Consider the following 17,112-nt stretch of genomic DNA (forward strand, 5'->3'; position numbering starts at 1 on the left):
CGTTCTTGGTTACGGCTCACGTGTTTTAGTCTCCTGAGTCTGAAGGCTGGTCAATTGCATCATCCGAGCGAAGGGCGTTCGCGCGCCCGTCCAACCAGGACTGCAAAATCTCCACCGCTGCGGCTTGGTCGATGACTTTGCGGCCCTTCTTTTCGGACACGCCAGACGCGCGCAGCGCGGTCGTTGCCGCTACGGTAGTCAAACGCTCATCAGCCAAGCGTACTGGCGGTGGAACTTTATCTATATTTGCATTTCGATTCAACCGGCGGCGGATCCGAAACGCAATTTCCTTAGCATGTTTTACGCTCTTTGAACCATTTCCCTGCAAATCTCTGGGCAAACCAACGATGATCTCCACCGCCTCGTAAGAATTAATTAATTCCAGGATGCGGTCGATATCGCCCTTGTCTCGGTCCTTGAAGCCAGTTTCGCGGTGAACAGTTTCCACTGGGGTGGCAAGCGTTGCTTCCCTATTAGACACCGCGACCCCAATGCGCACTGTTCCGACGTCGAGTGCGAGCCGGCGGCCCTGCCCCGGATCATTCACACCGGGGGTATCTGGTTCTACCTTCGCCACAGCCGACCTTCCTACAGGGACTCGAGCATGTCCTTGACGGCTTCAAAGCCGCGCTCGGCACCCGCTGCGGTAGATCCAGATCCTTGGGCCATATCCGGCTTACCGCCGCCACGGCCATCGACGAACTGGCCAAACTGCTTGACAATGTCCCCGGACTTCACCCCGCGGCCGACGGCCTTATCCGTGGCTGCCGCAATGAACGGGAACTTGCCCTTGTCCTCGGCGCCCAAGACGATAACGGCCTCTTCCTCGCGCAGGCGGTTGCGCAGGTCCGTAGCAACGGTGCGCAGGTCCCCACCTGTGGTGCCTTCCGGCAAGGTCAGCGCAATGACCTTGAAGCCATTAATGTCCTTAGCGGCGCCGACGAACTCGGAGGCACGCGCAGCCAGTTGCTGCTTGCGCAGGGTTTCAATTTCCTTCTCCGCTGCCTTGAGCTTCTCAGAGAGCTGAGCAATGCGGTCTGGCAAATCCTCGGTCTGCACCTTGAGCTCGCGGGAGACGCCTTCTACCAGAGCGGTTTCCTTGGAATAGTAACGGAAGGCATCCAAACCGGAGTAAGCCTCGATGCGGCGAGCACCAGAGCCGACGGAAGATTCACCCAGCACGGACACGGGTCCGATTTCGGAGGAGGAACCAACGTGGGTACCGCCACAGAGCTCGATGGAGAACGGACCGCCGATTTCTACGACGCGGACTTCCTTGCCGTAGTTTTCACCGAAGAGTGCCATAGCGCCCATAGCCTTTGCCTCCTCCAGGGAGGTCTCAATGGTATTGACGGCAAAGTTGGAGTCGATCGCCTGGTTGGTGATCAGAGCAATCTCTTCCAGCTGCGCCTGGCTGAGCTGCTCGGTGTAGTTGAAGTCAAAGCGCAGGTAACCCGGACGGTTCATAGAGCCTGCCTGGACAGCGGTGGGGCCAAGCACCCGGCGCAGCGCGGCGTGAATCAGGTGCGTTGCAGAGTGCGCCTGGGTAGCACCGTGGCGCCATTGCTCGTCGACGGCCGCCTGAACCGACATGCCCAGATCAAGACCGCCGGCGGTGACCGTAGCCTTGTGCACCCACAGCTTCTTGCCAATCTTTTGGACGTCATTGACCTCCAGCAAGGACTCGCCCGCCACGATGCGGCCGCGGTCGGCCATCTGGCCGCCAGCCTCGGCGTACAGCGGGGTGTGGTCTAGGATGACCTCAACCTGGTCACCCTCATCTACTTGTTCGACCTTCTCGCCGCCGCGGACAAGGCCGATCACGCGGGCGTCGGAAGTAAGCTCCTCGTAGCCCGTAAAGACGGTGGGGTTATTGTCTACCCAGTCGCGGTAGAGCGAAAGGTCGGTATGGCCGTGCTTTTTGGCTTGGTTATCGGCCTTGGCGCGGCGCCGCTGCTCCCCCATGGCGTCGTTAAAGCCATCCATGTCGACCTCAAGGCCGGCCTCCTGCGCCATCTCGAGCGTCAGATCGATGGGGAAACCATAGGTATCGTGCAGCTCAAAGGCCTTCTCACCCGGCAGCACCTTCGCGGTCTTGGCACGGGAGGTGGACTTGAGCTCCTGTACGGCATCATCGAAGAGGCGGGTGCCGGACTCGAGGGTCTTCAGGAAGGCCTTTTCTTCATTGACGGCAACGCGCAGGATGCGCTCGCGGTTGTCCGCAATCTCCGGGTAGGACGGAGTCATGGTATCCATGACCGTGTTCATGAAGTGCTCCATAGTCGCGCCCTTAGCGCCCAGCAGCTTGGCGGAGCGAATAATGCGGCGCAGCAGGCGGCGCAGGATGTATCCGCGGCCCTCATTGCCAGGGGTTACGCCGTCCAAGATGAGCATCATGCCGGTACGGGAGTGGTCAGCTACCACGCGGAAGCGGATATTGTCCTCGTGGGAGGCCTTGTCACCATAGGTGGCTCCGGTGAGCTCCTCGGCGACGTCAATAACTGGACGCAGCAGGTCCGTCTCGTAGACGTTATCTACACCCTGCAGGATGCAGGCCACGCGCTCGATGCCGAGGCCGGTATCGATGTTCTTCTTGGGCAGCTCGCCGACGATCTCAAAGTTGCCCTTGCCAATTCCCTCACCGCGCTCGTTTTGCATGAAGACCAAGTTCCAGATCTCCATGTAGCGGTTATCGTCGGCAATCGGGCCGCCGTCCTTGCCGTATTCAGGACCGCGGTCAAAATAAATCTCGGAACACGGGCCGCATGGTCCGGGGATGCCCATGGACCAGTAGTTGTCCTCCATGCCTAGGCGCTGAATGCGTTCTTCTGGAACACCAATCTTGTCGCGCCAAATATCGGCCGCCTCATCATCATCTAGGTAAACCGTGACCCACAGGCGCTCTGGGTCAAGGCCAAATCCGCCCTCGTCGACGGAGCCGGTAAGCAAGGTCCACGCATTGGTAATGGCGCCTTCCTTGAAGTACTGGCCAAAGGAGAAGTTTCCGGCCATCTGGAAGAAGGTGTTGTGACGGGTAGTAATGCCTACCTCGTCAATATCCAAGGTGCGCACGCACTTTTGGATGGAGGTAGCGAGGCCCTTTGCAAAGGGCGGGTTCTGCTGGCCCAAGAAATAGGGCTTGAACGGAACCATGCCCGCGTTTACGAAAAGCAGGTTAGGGTCATCCAGGATCAGCGAGGCGCTTGGCACTGCCTCGTGACCAGAATTGACGAAGTGCTGGGTAAACCGTTCCCGGATCTCATGAGTCTTCACGAGCAACAATCCTAACTGTGTGAGCTTTCATCTTCTATCTAGAAGTTTCTAACCCGCCCAACTTTACCCCTCACCGCACCGTCGTTTCCCATTGGTGGGGATCATTGCGGACGGCGGGCATTCTTGCCAGGGGCGCGCTTACCACGAATAATGCTGCGCAACCGGCCAATGTAGTCATAAACACGCTTCTCGGCGCCGTGATCGGTGGGTTCATAGTACACGGAGCCCTCTAGCTCGTCGGGCAGGTATTGCTGCTCTACAACGCCTCGGGGATCATCGTGGGGATAGACATAGCCCACAGCATTTCCCAATTTCTTTGCCCCTTCATAGTGGCCATCCCTAAGGTGCGCTGGTACGTGGCCCACCTTCCCGGCGGCCACATCTGCCTGCGCCTGCGTGATGGCCGATATAACCGAGGGAGATTTGGGCGCGGTAGCCAGATGAATGGTGGCCTGAGCCAGCGGGATTCTAGCCTCCGGCATGCCGATAAGCTGCGCTGCTTCCGCTGCCGCCACAGCAACTTGGAGTGCGGTGGGATCGGCCATGCCAATGTCCTCAGAGGCATGAACTATGAGCCTGCGAGCGATAAATCGCGGGTCCTCGCCCGCTTCCACCATGCGAGCCAGATAGTGCAAAGCAGCATCAACATCGGAGCCGCGAATGGATTTAATAAAAGCTGAGACCACGTCATAGTGTTGATCGCCATCACGGTCATAGCGCACCACTGCCTTATTGACGTTTTCCGTGACCGTCTGTGGGGTAATTTCCCCGCCATCGTCCACTGCCTCTGCGGCCGCTTCCAAATAGGTCAGCGTGCGCCGCGCATCGCCGCCAGCCAAAAGAACTAACTGATCCAAGGCCTCATCAGTAATCCGAATCTTGCGTTCGCCCAGACCACGGTCGCTCTCTAGCGCGCGCTTGGCGACGCCCCTCAGGTCGTCATCGCTTAGCGAATGCAGCTGCAAAAGTAGCGACCGTGACAATAGCGGAGCCACGACGGAGAACGAAGGATTTTCTGTCGTCGCCGCTACCAGCAGCACCGTGCGGTTTTCCACGGCCGCCAGGAGCGCATCCTGTTGGGTTTTGGAAAAGCGATGCACCTCATCGATAAACAGCACCGTCCGCCGGCCATGAATAAGCTCTTGACGTGCGTGGGTGATGACCTCGCGGACCTGCTTGACGCCCGAATCGAGCGCGGATAGGCCCACGAAATTCTGCCCCATTTGGCTAGCAATGAGCGAGGCGATGGTGGTCTTACCCGTGCCGGGAGGCCCGTATAAAATGACCGAGGCCTCGCCGGAGCCTTCTACCAAGCGGCGAAGCGGCTTCCCCGGGGCCAAGAGGTGCTCTTGTCCAACCACTTCATCCAAACTCTGTGGGCGCATCCGTGCCGCGAGTGGAGATCCCGCGTGGGTGGCGAAAAGATTTTTGCCAGGCAACGCGGATGTCCCCTGCTCCGGAGCGGGCCCGCCAAACAACAAGTCTTGAGACACTTAGAATCTTCCTCCTTGGACTGCGCGGGCGCTTATCTCTACTTACTCATCATCTACGCGGCGGGCGATGGCACTACCAAACTCTGCGATTGGTGCGCAGGCGGGACCATCACAGCGCGCGGTGTAGCGCGAAAGGGCTTCAAATGTTTCATAAAGGTCGCGGCGCACGAGCAATTCATCTTCCGTGAACGGCCCGTGATCAGCCGGTCGCAAGATAGACCTTTGTGGATCATGAAAGACCTCGGCCTCTCCCCTGGCCAGTGCGACCAAGCCTTCTATGCCGCCGGCATGCATGGTAGTCACGCTCGACAGAGCCCAACCGATAAGTGAAGCCACGATGAGGCCATGGATCTCATCGGTATCAGCAAAAAGCGGCCAGACCTCAGATACCGCACGGGACCACGCAGAGATGAAAATATCGGCTTCCTCGTCCGTTATCGGCTTGGAGAACAGAAACTGCGGGAATCCAGCTATAACGCAAGCCACGTCAAAGCCGACGTTCCGGAAACCCGCCCACTCGTAGTCCAAGAAATGCAACCGCTGGGAAACGATAATGTTATCCGGAGATAAGTCAAAGGGGGTAAAGGCCCTATCCTTGCCCGAGGCCAAAGACCTAGCCGCTTGTTCAGCCAGATCCCGGAAACTTGCTGGCGCATCGAGGCCTGCCTTGTCCAATAGATCTAGGCCGATACCAATGGAGCGCTGCAATGCCTCATCGCGCACGGATTGATGCGGCGCCAATTCGGGGTTCTTGCGCAGCATGCGATTAAGCAAGGTTTCGTAATCCTGCTCATGCCCAGCAGTCCCGGCATGCATATGTCCCAACGCGCTACCCAGCGATCGCAGCACGCGGACTCGGTCTTCATCAGAGGATTGAACAAGGACGTCGGCAAGCGTCTCCCCCTCGCCCAAGTCCGTCAAAACAATAATGCGTTGCTCAAGATCATGAGCCAAGAGCACTGGCCCTGGGCGGACGTCTTCAGAGAGGGCCGTAGTGAATTGATAGGCCACAACTTCACGCAACATAGCCGCATCATCAACGCCATACCCAGTTACTGGGTTGTACTTAACCACCACAGAACGATGGGGCAAAAAGGCGCTGGGGGCAATCCTGGCTCGCAGGACCATTGCATTGCCGGAGCCGTCCAAGCGCTCCACGCTCGACATCTCCGGGGTGCCGCCAAAGCGGCGCGACAACATCTCCGAGGCGGCCTTGATGACTTCCTCGGGTGACAGCACTGTCTCGTTTTCAACCATAGTTCTATCCAGTATGCCCCCTCACACCAAAGCGGGGTCACAAGTTCGCCCGCAGCGTAAATCGCTGCGGCCTACCCTGTGCCCCGCCAGGTGTGCCTTAAAGGCAGTGTTAATAGGCTAATTACCTATTTTTCCTCAGCGTTCTCTCCCGCCGTGGAACCTGCCTTATCCTGTTCCTTCTTCTTTTCCGGCTTGTAGTCTACGCCAGTCTCCTTACGCTGTGCGGCCGGAATTGCCGCTGGGGCGTCGGTAAGCGGGTCTACGCCACCGCCGGACTTCGGGAAGGCAATGACGTCGCGGATGGAGTCGAAGCCACCCAACAGGGAGACAATGCGGTCCCAGCCGAAGGCGATGCCGCCGTGTGGCGGAGCACCGTAGGAGAAGGCATCGAGCAGGAAGCCGAACTTCTCCTGCGCTTCCTCATCACCGATACCCATGACATCGAAAACGCGCTTTTGGACGTCCTCTTGGTGGATACGAATGGAGCCGCCACCGATTTCGTTGCCGTTGCAGACGATGTCATAAGCGTAAGCAGTAGCCTCGCCCGGATTCTGATCGAAGGAATCGAGCCACTCCGGCTTCGGAGAGGTAAAGGCGTGGTGAACCGCAGTCCACTTGGAATGGCCCAAAGCGACGTCGCCCGAAGCGGTTGCATCCGCAGAAGGCTCGAAGAGCGGGGCATCAACGACCCAGGTAAAGGCCCAGTCGCCTTCCTTGATAAGGTCCAGCTTCTTGGCAATCTCGCCACGAGCGGCGCCCAGAAGCGCACGGGAAGACTTGGTGTCACCAGCGGCAAAGAAGATGGCGTCGCCCGGCTTAGCGCCGACGTGCTCCGCAATGCCCTCGCGCTCAGCATCCGTGATGTTCTTGGCTACCGGACCGCCCAAAGTGCCGTCCTCGCCCACAGTGATGTAGGCCAAGCCCTTTGCACCGCGCTGCTTAGCCCAGTCCTGCCAAGCATCGAACTGACGGCGTGGCTGGGAGGCTCCGCCCTCCATCACAACGGCGCCTACGTAATCGTTCTGGAATACGCGGAAGGTCGTGTCCTTGAAGAATTCGGTACACTCCACAATCTTGATATCGAAGCGCAGGTCCGGCTTATCAGAGCCGTAATACTTCATCGCATCAGCGTAAGTCATGCGAGGGATCGGAGTCTTGATCTCATAGCCAATGAGCTTCCATAGCTCGGTGACAATCTCCTCAGCCAAGGCAATGACATCATCTTGATCTACGAAGGACATCTCAACGTCCAGCTGAGTAAACTCCGGCTGGCGGTCAGCGCGGAAGTCTTCGTCACGGTAGCAACGAGCAATCTGGTAGTAGCGCTCCATGCCAGCAACCATGAGCAGCTGCTTGAAAAGCTGTGGGGACTGCGGCAACGCGTACCACGTGCCTGGTTTCAAGCGCGCTGGAACCAGGAAGTCACGTGCGCCCTCCGGGGTGGAACGGGTCAGGGTTGGGGTCTCGATCTCGGCAAAATCATGAGAATCCAGTACCTTGCGGGCTGCGCGGTTAGCCGCGGAGCGCAGGCGCAGCGCCTTTGCCTGGCGCTCACGGCGCAGGTCCAAGTAGCGGTACTTCAGGCGAGTCTCCTCGCCCACCTCACCCGAGGTGGAAGGATCATCAATCTGAAACGGCAGCGCTGCGGACTTATTGAGAACCTCAAGATCCGCGACGTTGACCTCGATTTCACCGGAGGGCAAGTTGGGGTTTTCCGAGCCCTCAGGGCGAGGCTCTACGGTACCGGTGACCTTAACGCAGTATTCCGAACGCAGATCGTGGGCGCGCTCCGCCACATCGGATTCGCGGAAGACGACCTGTGCGATACCGGAGCGATCGCGCAGGTCAATAAAGATCACACCACCGTGATCGCGGCGGCGGGAAACCCAACCGGTTAGGGTGACGGTCTCTCCTGCGAGTTCTTTGCGGAGCTCACCAGCTAAGTGGGTACGCAGCACTGTTGTTCAATCCCTTCTAAAAATGGTGTCACTTGCGGGTCCCGCCACGCGTAAACAGCGCGCGCCAAACCAAACACAAGACTAGGAACGCGCACAATTCTACATCCCTACCGGTACACGGAGCGCAGTTAGGTAACCACTAGGCAAGCCTAAATATCTCGATGCCTGCGCCCTTAGCCCCCGGGTACTTTCCACCGGCATCTTTATCCTGTGCTAATCGGGGCCATGTGGCACTATTTAGACATGACCTTTAGATCAGGTGCCGATTTCGGTGGCAAGGAAGCTCGTTCTGGCGGTGGCGGCGGTGGCATCGCCATCGGCGGTGGCGTTGGCTCGATTGTATTGGTGGGCCTCTTCCTCTTGCTAGGAGGCAATCCCTCGGACTTAGGCTCGATTTTGGGAAGTGACCAAAATCAGTCTGGCGATGCCGCTCAGGGAGGAAGCCCCGACTGCCAAACTGCCGAAGACGGAAACACTAAGGACGAGTGCTTAGTGGAGTTTACCGGCCGAAGTGTAGATAATATCTGGACAAAAGTCCTGCCGGAGCAAGCAGATATCCAATACACGGAACCGGAACGCGTGGTTTTCCACGGTGGTGTCAATACCGGTTGTGGTGCAGCCTCTTCTTCTACCGGCCCCTTTTACTGCCCGCGCGATGAGTCCGCATATTTTGATACCGGATTCTTTGACTCGCTGCGGAATTTCGGCGCCGATAATGCGCCCTTGGCCCGCATGTATATCGTCGCCCACGAATTCGGCCACCACATTCAAAACTTGGAGGGCACCCTTGGGCTATCTGACTACAACGACCCGGGCGCCGATTCCAACGCCGTAAAAATCGAGTTGCAGGCTGACTGCTACGCGGGCCTGTGGGCTTCCTACGCCGACAAAGGGGACAACCCCTTGCTAGAGCCGATCACCAAAGAACAGGTCTCAGACGCTGTCGCCGCTGCTCAAGCGGTGGGCGATGACAACATTCAGCGTCGATCCGGCGGCCAGGTTCAACCCGACTCGTGGACGCATGGCTCATCAGAGCAGCGAGAAAAAGCGTTCCTTGCTGGATATAACTCCGGAAAGATGTCCCAGTGCGACACCTTGGGGCGCGGCGCTTACCGCGGCTAAAGCCCTAAATGCGGCCGCCGCCTACAGCGGCGGTCATTATGTTCGCCAATAGCCACATTACCTTACGGGTTCCACACCTTAAGTTCACTTTCCGGACACCTAGGAACCTTAGTCTGAGCGTGCATTCTCTAGATAAGTAATTCCCCTTAAGAATCCCCTCTCACCACGCTGTGACGCGCGGTGATACCTCTTGTGCACGCTTTCCTGAAAGGTTCCTCCTGTGTCTACCCCTACCGCTCAAATGACGGATATCGAAGCCGTCAATGGCAAGGGCAACGACTGGATTTGGCACGCCATCTTCGGCGGCCTTACCGCCGTTACCCTCATCGGCTTTATGATCTGGGGCCACGACTACGTCGATGGCTCTAAGCCCATTCTCCTAGGCGCCGCCATTCTCTTCGCCCTGTTCATGGCCTTTAATATTGGCGGCAATGACGTTGCCAATTCCTTCGGTACCTCCGTAGGTGCTGGAACGTTGTCTATGAAGCAGGCCTTCGTTGTTGCCGCTATCTTCGAGGTCTCCGGCGCCATCCTCGCCGGCGGTGAAGTCACCGATACCGTCCGATCCGGAATGGTGGACCTTGACGCCATCGATGGGCTAGACCCCATGGAATTCGTCTACATCATGATGGCATCCCTGCTGGGTGCGGCGATTTGGCTACTCGTTGCCACTCGTATGGGCTGGCCTGTCTCCACCACCCACTCCATCGTCGGCGCCGCGCTCACCGTCGGCTTCATTACCGGCAAGGGCGGCTGGGGCATGGTGCAGTGGGGCGAAATTGGCACCATTGCTATCTCGTGGGGTCCTCTCCCCTGTCTTCGGCGGTATCGCCGCTTTCATCCTGTTCAAATGGATTAAGACCTCGATCTTGGTCTACAACGAGGAAGCGGACCAGAAACTGCGCGAAATCAAGACCCGCCGCGCGGAGTTGCGCCAAGAGCATAAGACTCGCTTTGCTCGCCTCAATGAGATCCAGCAGATCAGCTACACCAACGCTATGGCCCGGGACGCAGCTTTGGTGGCAGAAGAAGACTTCGATCCGGATCAGCTGGAATCTGAGTACTACCGCGATCTGTATAACCTGAATAAGGACATGGATGACGTCAAGGCCCACCACGCCTTGGAGAGCTGGGTACCGGTGCTAGCCGCCATTGGTGCCATCATCATTTCCGCCATGGTCATGTTCAAGGGCCTCAAGCACACCGGAATCGACTTCAGCGTTCTGCAAAACCTATTGGTCATGGGCATGGTTGGCGCAGTGGTATGGATGGCTGTATTCATCTTCGCCCGCTCTCTAAATAAGAAGTCCCTGGCTAAGTCCACCTTCCTGCTCTTTTCCTGGATGCAGGTATTTACCGCCTCTGCTTTCGCCTTTTCCCACGGTTCCAACGATATTGCGAACGCCATTGGCCCCTTCGCTGCGGTTATTGACGTCCTCAAGACCGGCCAAGTAAGCGATGAAGCTGCCGTCCCCGTTGCCGTCATGATTGCCATGGGTGTCGCTCTCATTTCTGGCCTGTGGTTCATTGGCCGCTTTGTGATTCAGACTGTGGGCTCCGGCTTGACGCAAATGCACCCTTCCTCTGGCTTCGCTGCTGAGCTTGCCGCGGCCGGTGTGGTGATGGGTTCCTCCATTTTGGGTCTCCCTGTGTCTTCCACCCACATTCTCATCGGCGCCGTGCTAGGCGTTGGAATTGTCAATAAGGCAGCTAACTGGAACCTGATGAAGCCTATCGCTTTGGCATGGGTCATCACTCTTCCCGCCGCAGCAGTCATCGCTGCAATTACCGTGTCCGTGTTGCGCGTAGTCTTCTAGGACGTTCTCTCGCCGCGTATCCTCGGCGGGCTCACCGCATCCGCTAGCCTCACCGGCAGTTTTGCCGGGGCTAGCGGATTTTCCTTCGGTAGCCTAAGCAAGCGCTCTGCTTGGCGACGCCCCCTTCTCTACACTGGCCCATATGACCGCGCACCGAGCCACTGCATTCTTAGCCGCATTTAATGACATTGAACAGCACTTGCGCTCCACCCTTAAAGCGGAAAACTCGGATTCCTTCTGGTGGATCGTAGACAAGGCACGCGACAAGCACATTCTTTCTACAAAGCAAGCCGAAGCGCTCAAAGACTTTTCTAATCTACGCAATGCGATTTCTCACGGACGCTACTACAAATCAGAGCCCATCGCAGAACCACACGAGGCAGTGGTCAAACAGATCTCCGCTCTCCGAGAGGTAGTAGTTTCCCCTCCCGATACCCTCCACGTTTTGCACCCGCGAAAAGTGTTTACCTTGACCTCCTCCACCTCCATCATGGAGGCCTTTAGAGTTATTAAGGATAAGGATTTTTCCCAGATTCCCATCTACGATGAGGGCACCTTCACCGCTTTGCTGACCACCAACACCATTGCGCGGTGGGTCGCCGCAGATCTCAGCGATAATCACGTGCTCGATGCTGCAGACATAGCAGACATTGTGAAATACAAAGAACCCAGCGATCGCGCCATCTTCCTTGCCCGAACAGCAAGCGTGCAGGAGACGATGGATTCTTTATCCGAAACCGATAGCCAAGGACACCGCCCTTGTGCAGCCGTCATCACGGAACACGGCAAAGTGAATGAGACTCCCCTGCGCTTGGTCACCCCAGCCGATCTACCGGCACTTTTTGATGCCCTAGAATGGGAGTAATTCGCCAGACGTAGGCGCTGCGTTTATTTTACTCCTGTGCACCGCATAGAAAGGCAACCATGCAATTCGGCATATTCAGTATTGGGGATCTAACTACTGATCCTGTCTCGGGAAAGACCCCCACTGAATCTGAGCGCATCCGAAACTTAACGGAGATTGCGCTCAAGGCTGAAGAAGTCGGCTTGGACGTCTTTGCCACCGGCGAGCACCACAACCCGCCTTTCGTGCCGTCCTCGCCTACTACGCATTTGGCGTATATCGCCGCCCAAACGGAGCGCTTGCAGCTGTCTACTGCAACCACCCTCATCACTACCAATGACCCAGTAAAGATCGCAGAGGACTACGCCTTCCTGCAGCACCTTGCTGACGGTCGCGTAGATCTCATGCTAGGCCGTGGAAATACCAGCCCAGTCTATCCGTGGTTCGGCAAGGACATCCAGCAGGGAATCCCTTTGGCCATTGAGAACTATCACCTTCTGCGTAAGCTCTGGCGCGAGCCGGTTGTTAACTGGCAAGGAAAGTTCCGTGCTGGATTGGAAGGGTTTACCGCGACTCCGGTCCCATTAGATGGGGTTCCGCCGTTTATCTGGCATGGTTCAATTCGCTCGCCACAGATTGCCGAGCAAGCCGCCTACTACGGCGATGGATTTTTCCATAACAATATCTTTTGGAATAGGGAGCACACCGCTCAGTTAGTGAATCTTTATCGGCACCGCTTTGCAAGCTACGGCCATGGTCAAGCAGACCAAGCAATCGTGGGACTTGGCGGACAAGTCTTTATCGGCGATACCGAGCAGGAAGCGAAAGATTTCTTCCGCCCGTACTTCGACAACGCCCCAGTCTATGGCCACGGCCCGAGCCTCGAAGACTTCACGGCGCAGACCCCGCTGACAGTAGGCACCGTAGAACAAGTAATAGAAAAGACTCTTAGCTTCGCTGAATGGGCGGGCGACTATCAACGACAGCTATTCCTGATTGATCATGCCGGGCTGCCGCAAGAGGTAGTTTTAGAACAGATTGAAATCCTCGGAAAGCAAGTAGTCCCAGAATTGCGTCGTCGCTTCGAGCAGCGCCGACCGAGCCACATTCCTTCTGATCCTCCGACGCACGTCAGCTTGCTTTCTGAACCGAGCTCACCACACTTTAAGGTCAGTCCAGGAAAGGAGATTTAAGTAGATTATGCGCTCTCTCCTAGTTATCTCAGCTGGCCTTTCCCAACCATCTTCCTCACGCAAGCTGGCAGACAGGCTAGCGGAAGCTACCCGTGCCAAGATTTGCGCACGAGGTGAAGGGACTCGGGTAGACGTAATCGAAATTCGCGATCTGGCTGGCGAACTGGCCACAGCAATGACCGACTGGTCGGCTCAGACACCCCTATTAGCTAAGGCAAAGCACTTAGTTACCCACGCTGATGGATTAATTGCCGTCACCCCTGTATTCCAAGGCAGTTATTCGGGCCTATTCAAAATGTTCTTTGACACCTTGGAGCCAGCCGCACTAGACGGGCTTCCCACCATCATCGCCGCCACTGCTGGGTCCTCGCGTCACTCCCTGATTTTGGACTATGCACTTCGGCCGCTATTTAACTATCTACACGCGAGCGTGGTGCCGACAGGGGTATTTCAGGCAGCGGAAGACTTTGGCACTCCAGAGGGCGATCGCATTGCGGCTCGTATCGAACGCTCGGCAAATCAGCTGGCGGACCAAATAGTAGCTCCGAGAGATCGGGTCACCGGGATCGCGGAGGACTTCAGTAATCAGGGCGGCCGCCCTGCCACCGCACTGTCGAAGGATAGCTTCATCCCCTTGGAGAAGTTGCTGAACGGTTACGAGAAATAGGACAAAACTGCGGTCCGTCCATGCATTTGCTGTGATTGATAGCAAGTGTGGCTTTCGCTACGCTGGTCACATAAAATCCCCCTTTTGCTCTCCGGTTCTATCTTGATTTCCTTGCTCGATCAGTACAAGAATCTGTTACTCATCCTCCCAGAAAGGTTCGGCATAGCTTAACTATGACAATTAGCGTCACGGACATCTTCTCCATTGGTATTGGCCCCTCCTCTTCTCACACCGTGGGGCCAATGCGTGCTGCTAAGCACTTCCTCGATTCGCTCGAGACGCATCCGGCCAAGGTGTATACCGAGTTGCGCGGTTCCCTCTCTGCCACCGGTCGCGGGCACGCATCTGACAGAGCGGTCATCCTCGGGCTCGCCGGATGGGATCCACTAAGCGTGCCGATCGATGCTGAACCGCACGCCGGTGGTTTTATCCCCAGCGAGGGAACTATTACTGGGCCACGCGGCACAGTGGATTATGAAATCGTCTTTGACAACGAGCCGCTTCCCCAACATCCGAATGGAATGATCTTTAGCGCGTGGGATGAAGACGGAAATGTTATTGCTGATAAGGAGGAATACTTCTCCGTCGGAGGCGGGTTCATCCTCTCCCGAGCAGAACTGGACGCGGAAGTCGCCGAAAGTAAAGAGATACCCGCCGGCGTGGCAGCAGCGCAAGTAGATGACTCCGTTCCTTATAAGTTCACCACGGGTGAAGAGCTACTCAACCTTTGCGAAGCCCACGATAAGGCGATTTGGGAAATCGTTTTAGCCAACGAGGAAGTCTTGCACCGAGAGGAAGGCGGTGCGGAATTCGTCGTGCAGCACCTCGATTTGGTTTGGGACATTATGCGTGAGTGCGTTACCGAGGGCATTTCTACCAAAGGCCTTCTACCAGGGGGCCTGCGCGTGCCACGCCGCGCTCCAAAGATGTATGCCCAATTGTTGCGAGACCAGGATGACACCAGCTGTGGATTCTCCGCTATGGAATGGGTAAACCTGTATGCACTAGCCGTCAATGAACAAAACGCCGCTGGTGGTCGCGTAATTACCGCGCCTACTAACGGTGCTTGCGGCATCATTCCCGCGGTTTTGCATTATGCTCGTGATTTCCGTGCCGACTTTACCCGCTCGACGGCGCGCCGCTATCTATTGACCGCTGGTGCCATCGGCATGATCATTAAGGAAAACGCGTCTATTTCTGGAGCTGAGGTTGGTTGTCAAGGTGAGGTCGGTTCTGCCTCTGCTATGGCTGCCGCTGGTATGGCAGAGCTACTCGGCGCCGCGCCTGCCCAGGTAGAAAACGCCGCAGAGATCGCATTGGAGCACAACCTTGGCCTGACCTGTGATCCGGTTGGAGGATTAGTGCAGATTCCATGCATCGAGCGCAATGCTATCGGTGCGGTGAAGTCCATTAATGCGGCACGCATGGCCAAAATGGGTGAAGGTACTCATCACGTCACCTTGGACAATGCGGTTCAGACCATGGCAGAAACTGGTCGCGATATGCTGTCCAAATACAAAGAGACCTCGCTAGGCGGGTTAGCTAAGACCATGGGCTTTAGCGTTTCCCAGGTGGAGTGCTAAAGGTTTCGCATGCGAGCAGATGCCCTCCACCGCCGCACGGCGATCATTGCTGCGGCGTGTCAGCTCTTTCGTGCTCACGGCGATGATGTTGCCCTAGATAAGGTTGCTGATCAGGCCGGGGTAAGCGTAGCCACCGTTTATCGGAACTTCCCTAACCGCGCGAGCCTTATCCGTGCCTGCGCAGGATATATGGGCAATGCTTTCGCACAATTTCAACAGCGCCTCATCGCAGATTTTGAGCATTCTCCTGCCTCAGGCGAAGATTACATAAGAGCCTACGCCACCCATATTCTTACCATAGGCTTAAATACGCTCATTCCTGCCTTCGCGCCAGAGGATCTGGATTCTCTCAGCCCCGAACTTACCGCCCAGCGAGATCTCTTGGAGCGCAACGGCCGGCGCTTTATTGAGTTAGGGCAGCAACAAGGTGAAATCGGACCTGGTGTCACCCACCTTGAATTCATCGTGGGCCTTTTGAGTTTGGCACGCCCGCGTGAAGTAGATATTGAGTCCTACCAGCCAGATATTCAAGAAAAGATCATTGATCTCTACCTTGCGGGCATAAAAAGAGGGCACCGCGCCTAAGCGCGATGCCCTGAAACTGGAGGAAGCCTACGCCTCGCCGTGCATTTCTCGGGCAAGGACGGATACCAGATCCTTCAGGTTGACATCATGCTGCTCGTGCGCCGCCAGGTCTTTCAGCGCGACGGTGCCGTTTTCTAGCTCCTGATCTCCCAAGACCAGCGCGAATCGTGCACCTGCCCGGTCAGCGCCCTTCATCGCACCCTTAAGTCCGCGATCTCCGAAGGACATATCCGCCGAGATGCCGGCCTTACGGATGTCATTGATAAGAGAAGTCATCGTGCGCTTTGCAGCGGCACCAAGTGCTACGCCAAAGACATCTACGCGAGAATCAACGCCATCTAAGGTAATGCCTTCTGCTTCCAGCGCCAGCAAGGCACGGTCGACGCCCAAGCCGTAGCCGATACCGGATAGATCCTGGCCTCCAAGCTGGGCCATAAGACCGTCGTAGCGGCCACCGCCGCCGATGCCGGACTGCGCACCAAGTCCATCGTGAACGAATTCGAAGCAGGTCTTGGTGTAATAGTCCAAGCCGCGGACCATACGCGGGTTGATCTCGTAGGCTACGCCCATGTCATCCAGCATGCCGGTGACGGTTTCGAAGTGCTCGCGGCATTCGTCATTGAGGTGATCGAGCATCAATGGGGCGTCGGCAAGCTGTTCCTGCACCTCGGGGCGCTTATCATCCAGTACGCGCAACGGGTTAATCTCCGCCCGGTGACGGGTCTCCTCATCCAGGTCAAGTTTAAAGAGGAATTCCTGCAGCTTTTCCCGGTAGGCAGGACGGCAGTTGCGATCGCCCAAGCTGGTGAGCTCCAGACGGAAACCAGTAAGTCCCAGTGCACGGAAGGAACGATCTGCCAAGGCGATTACTTCAGCATCCAGCGCGGGATCATCCACGCCAATAGCTTCCACGCCTACTTGCTGCAGCTGGCGGTAGCGACCGGCCTGTGGGCGCTCGTAGCGGAAAAACGGGCCAAAATAGTTGAGCTTGACGGGTAGCTGGCCACGGTCCAAGTTGTGTTCGATGACAGAGCGCATCACGCCGGCGGTTCCCTCTGGACGCAAGGTAACTGAGCGATCTCCGCGGTCTGCAAAAGTGTACATCTCTTTCGAGACCACGTCGGTGGACTCGCCTACTCCCCGGGCAAACAGCGCGGTGTCTTCAAAAATCGGCAGCTCAATGTGCTGGAAACCGGACAGATGCGCCTGTTCCACCATGGTCTGGCGCACCTTATAGAACGCGGCTGACTGCGGTGGAAAGTAGTCCGGGACGCCTTTGGGAGCGGACAGGGCTTGGAACTGCTTCTTATTACTCACGGG

Annotated in this window: 12 protein-coding genes and 1 pseudogene; 7 read left to right on the forward strand and 6 right to left on the reverse strand. The window is 57.0% G+C overall.

Annotated features, from left to right (window positions below; translation table 11 throughout):
• Positions 1-25 precede the first annotated feature (25 nt).
• The 5 genes from ruvX to aspS form a co-directional block, all read right to left on the reverse strand.
• A complete protein-coding gene (gene ruvX / locus L8V01_RS00890) occupies positions 26-577 on the reverse strand; it encodes a Holliday junction resolvase RuvX (protein ID WP_269945299.1) in 552 nt (183 codons plus the stop codon).
• A gap of 11 nt (positions 578-588) precedes the next feature.
• Positions 589-3,273: an alanine--tRNA ligase gene (alaS, locus tag L8V01_RS00895; RefSeq protein ID WP_269945300.1), complete on the reverse strand. Its 2,685-nt coding sequence runs from the start codon at positions 3,271-3,273 to the stop codon at positions 589-591.
• Positions 3,274-3,374: 101 nt separating this feature from the next.
• Positions 3,375-4,766: a replication-associated recombination protein A gene (locus L8V01_RS00900; protein ID WP_394371630.1), complete on the reverse strand. Its 1,392-nt coding sequence runs from the start codon at positions 4,764-4,766 to the stop codon at positions 3,375-3,377.
• A 42-nt stretch (positions 4,767-4,808) separates the two neighbouring features.
• A complete protein-coding gene (locus L8V01_RS00905; RefSeq protein WP_269945301.1) occupies positions 4,809-6,023 on the reverse strand; it encodes a protein kinase family protein in 1,215 nt (404 codons plus the stop codon).
• Positions 6,024-6,148: 125 nt separating this feature from the next.
• Complete coding sequence (gene aspS, locus L8V01_RS00910; RefSeq protein WP_269945302.1) at positions 6,149-7,981, reverse strand: aspartate--tRNA ligase; 1,833 nt, start codon at positions 7,979-7,981, stop codon at positions 6,149-6,151.
• A gap of 243 nt (positions 7,982-8,224) precedes the next feature.
• On the opposite strand from aspS, the gene ypfJ reads away from it, so the two are divergent.
• The 7 genes and pseudogenes from ypfJ (at position 8,225) to L8V01_RS00945 (ending at position 15,792) form a co-directional block, all read left to right on the forward strand.
• Positions 8,225-9,103 (forward strand): KPN_02809 family neutral zinc metallopeptidase, encoded by an 879-nt coding sequence (gene ypfJ / locus L8V01_RS00915; RefSeq protein WP_269945303.1) that lies wholly within the window; start codon positions 8,225-8,227, stop codon positions 9,101-9,103.
• 241 nt (positions 9,104-9,344) lie between these two features.
• A pseudogene (locus tag L8V01_RS00920) lies at positions 9,345-10,920 on the forward strand (inorganic phosphate transporter).
• A gap of 142 nt (positions 10,921-11,062) precedes the next feature.
• Complete coding sequence (locus tag L8V01_RS00925) at positions 11,063-11,785, forward strand: CBS domain-containing protein (protein ID WP_269945304.1); 723 nt, start codon at positions 11,063-11,065, stop codon at positions 11,783-11,785.
• A 59-nt stretch (positions 11,786-11,844) separates the two neighbouring features.
• Positions 11,845-12,957, forward strand: coding sequence for an LLM class flavin-dependent oxidoreductase (locus L8V01_RS00930; protein WP_269945305.1), 1,113 nt, complete (start codon positions 11,845-11,847; stop codon positions 12,955-12,957).
• A 7-nt stretch (positions 12,958-12,964) separates the two neighbouring features.
• A complete protein-coding gene (locus tag L8V01_RS00935; RefSeq protein WP_269945306.1) occupies positions 12,965-13,624 on the forward strand; it encodes an FMN reductase in 660 nt (219 codons plus the stop codon).
• Between the two features lie 173 nt (positions 13,625-13,797).
• Positions 13,798-15,207, forward strand: coding sequence for an L-serine ammonia-lyase (locus tag L8V01_RS00940; RefSeq protein WP_269945307.1), 1,410 nt, complete (start codon positions 13,798-13,800; stop codon positions 15,205-15,207).
• 9 nt (positions 15,208-15,216) lie between these two features.
• On the forward strand, positions 15,217-15,792 hold the full coding sequence (locus L8V01_RS00945; protein ID WP_269945308.1) for a TetR/AcrR family transcriptional regulator: 576 nt from the start codon (positions 15,217-15,219) through the stop codon (positions 15,790-15,792).
• Positions 15,793-15,819: 27 nt separating this feature from the next.
• On the opposite strand, the gene hisS is transcribed toward L8V01_RS00945, so the two are convergent.
• Positions 15,820-17,109 (reverse strand): histidine--tRNA ligase, encoded by a 1,290-nt coding sequence (gene hisS, locus L8V01_RS00950; RefSeq protein ID WP_269945309.1) that lies wholly within the window; start codon positions 17,107-17,109, stop codon positions 15,820-15,822.
• Positions 17,110-17,112 lie beyond the last annotated feature (3 nt).

Origin of the sequence: Corynebacterium curieae, assembly GCF_027570035.1 — a bacterium.
Lineage (GTDB): Bacteria > Actinomycetota > Actinomycetes > Mycobacteriales > Mycobacteriaceae > Corynebacterium > Corynebacterium curieae.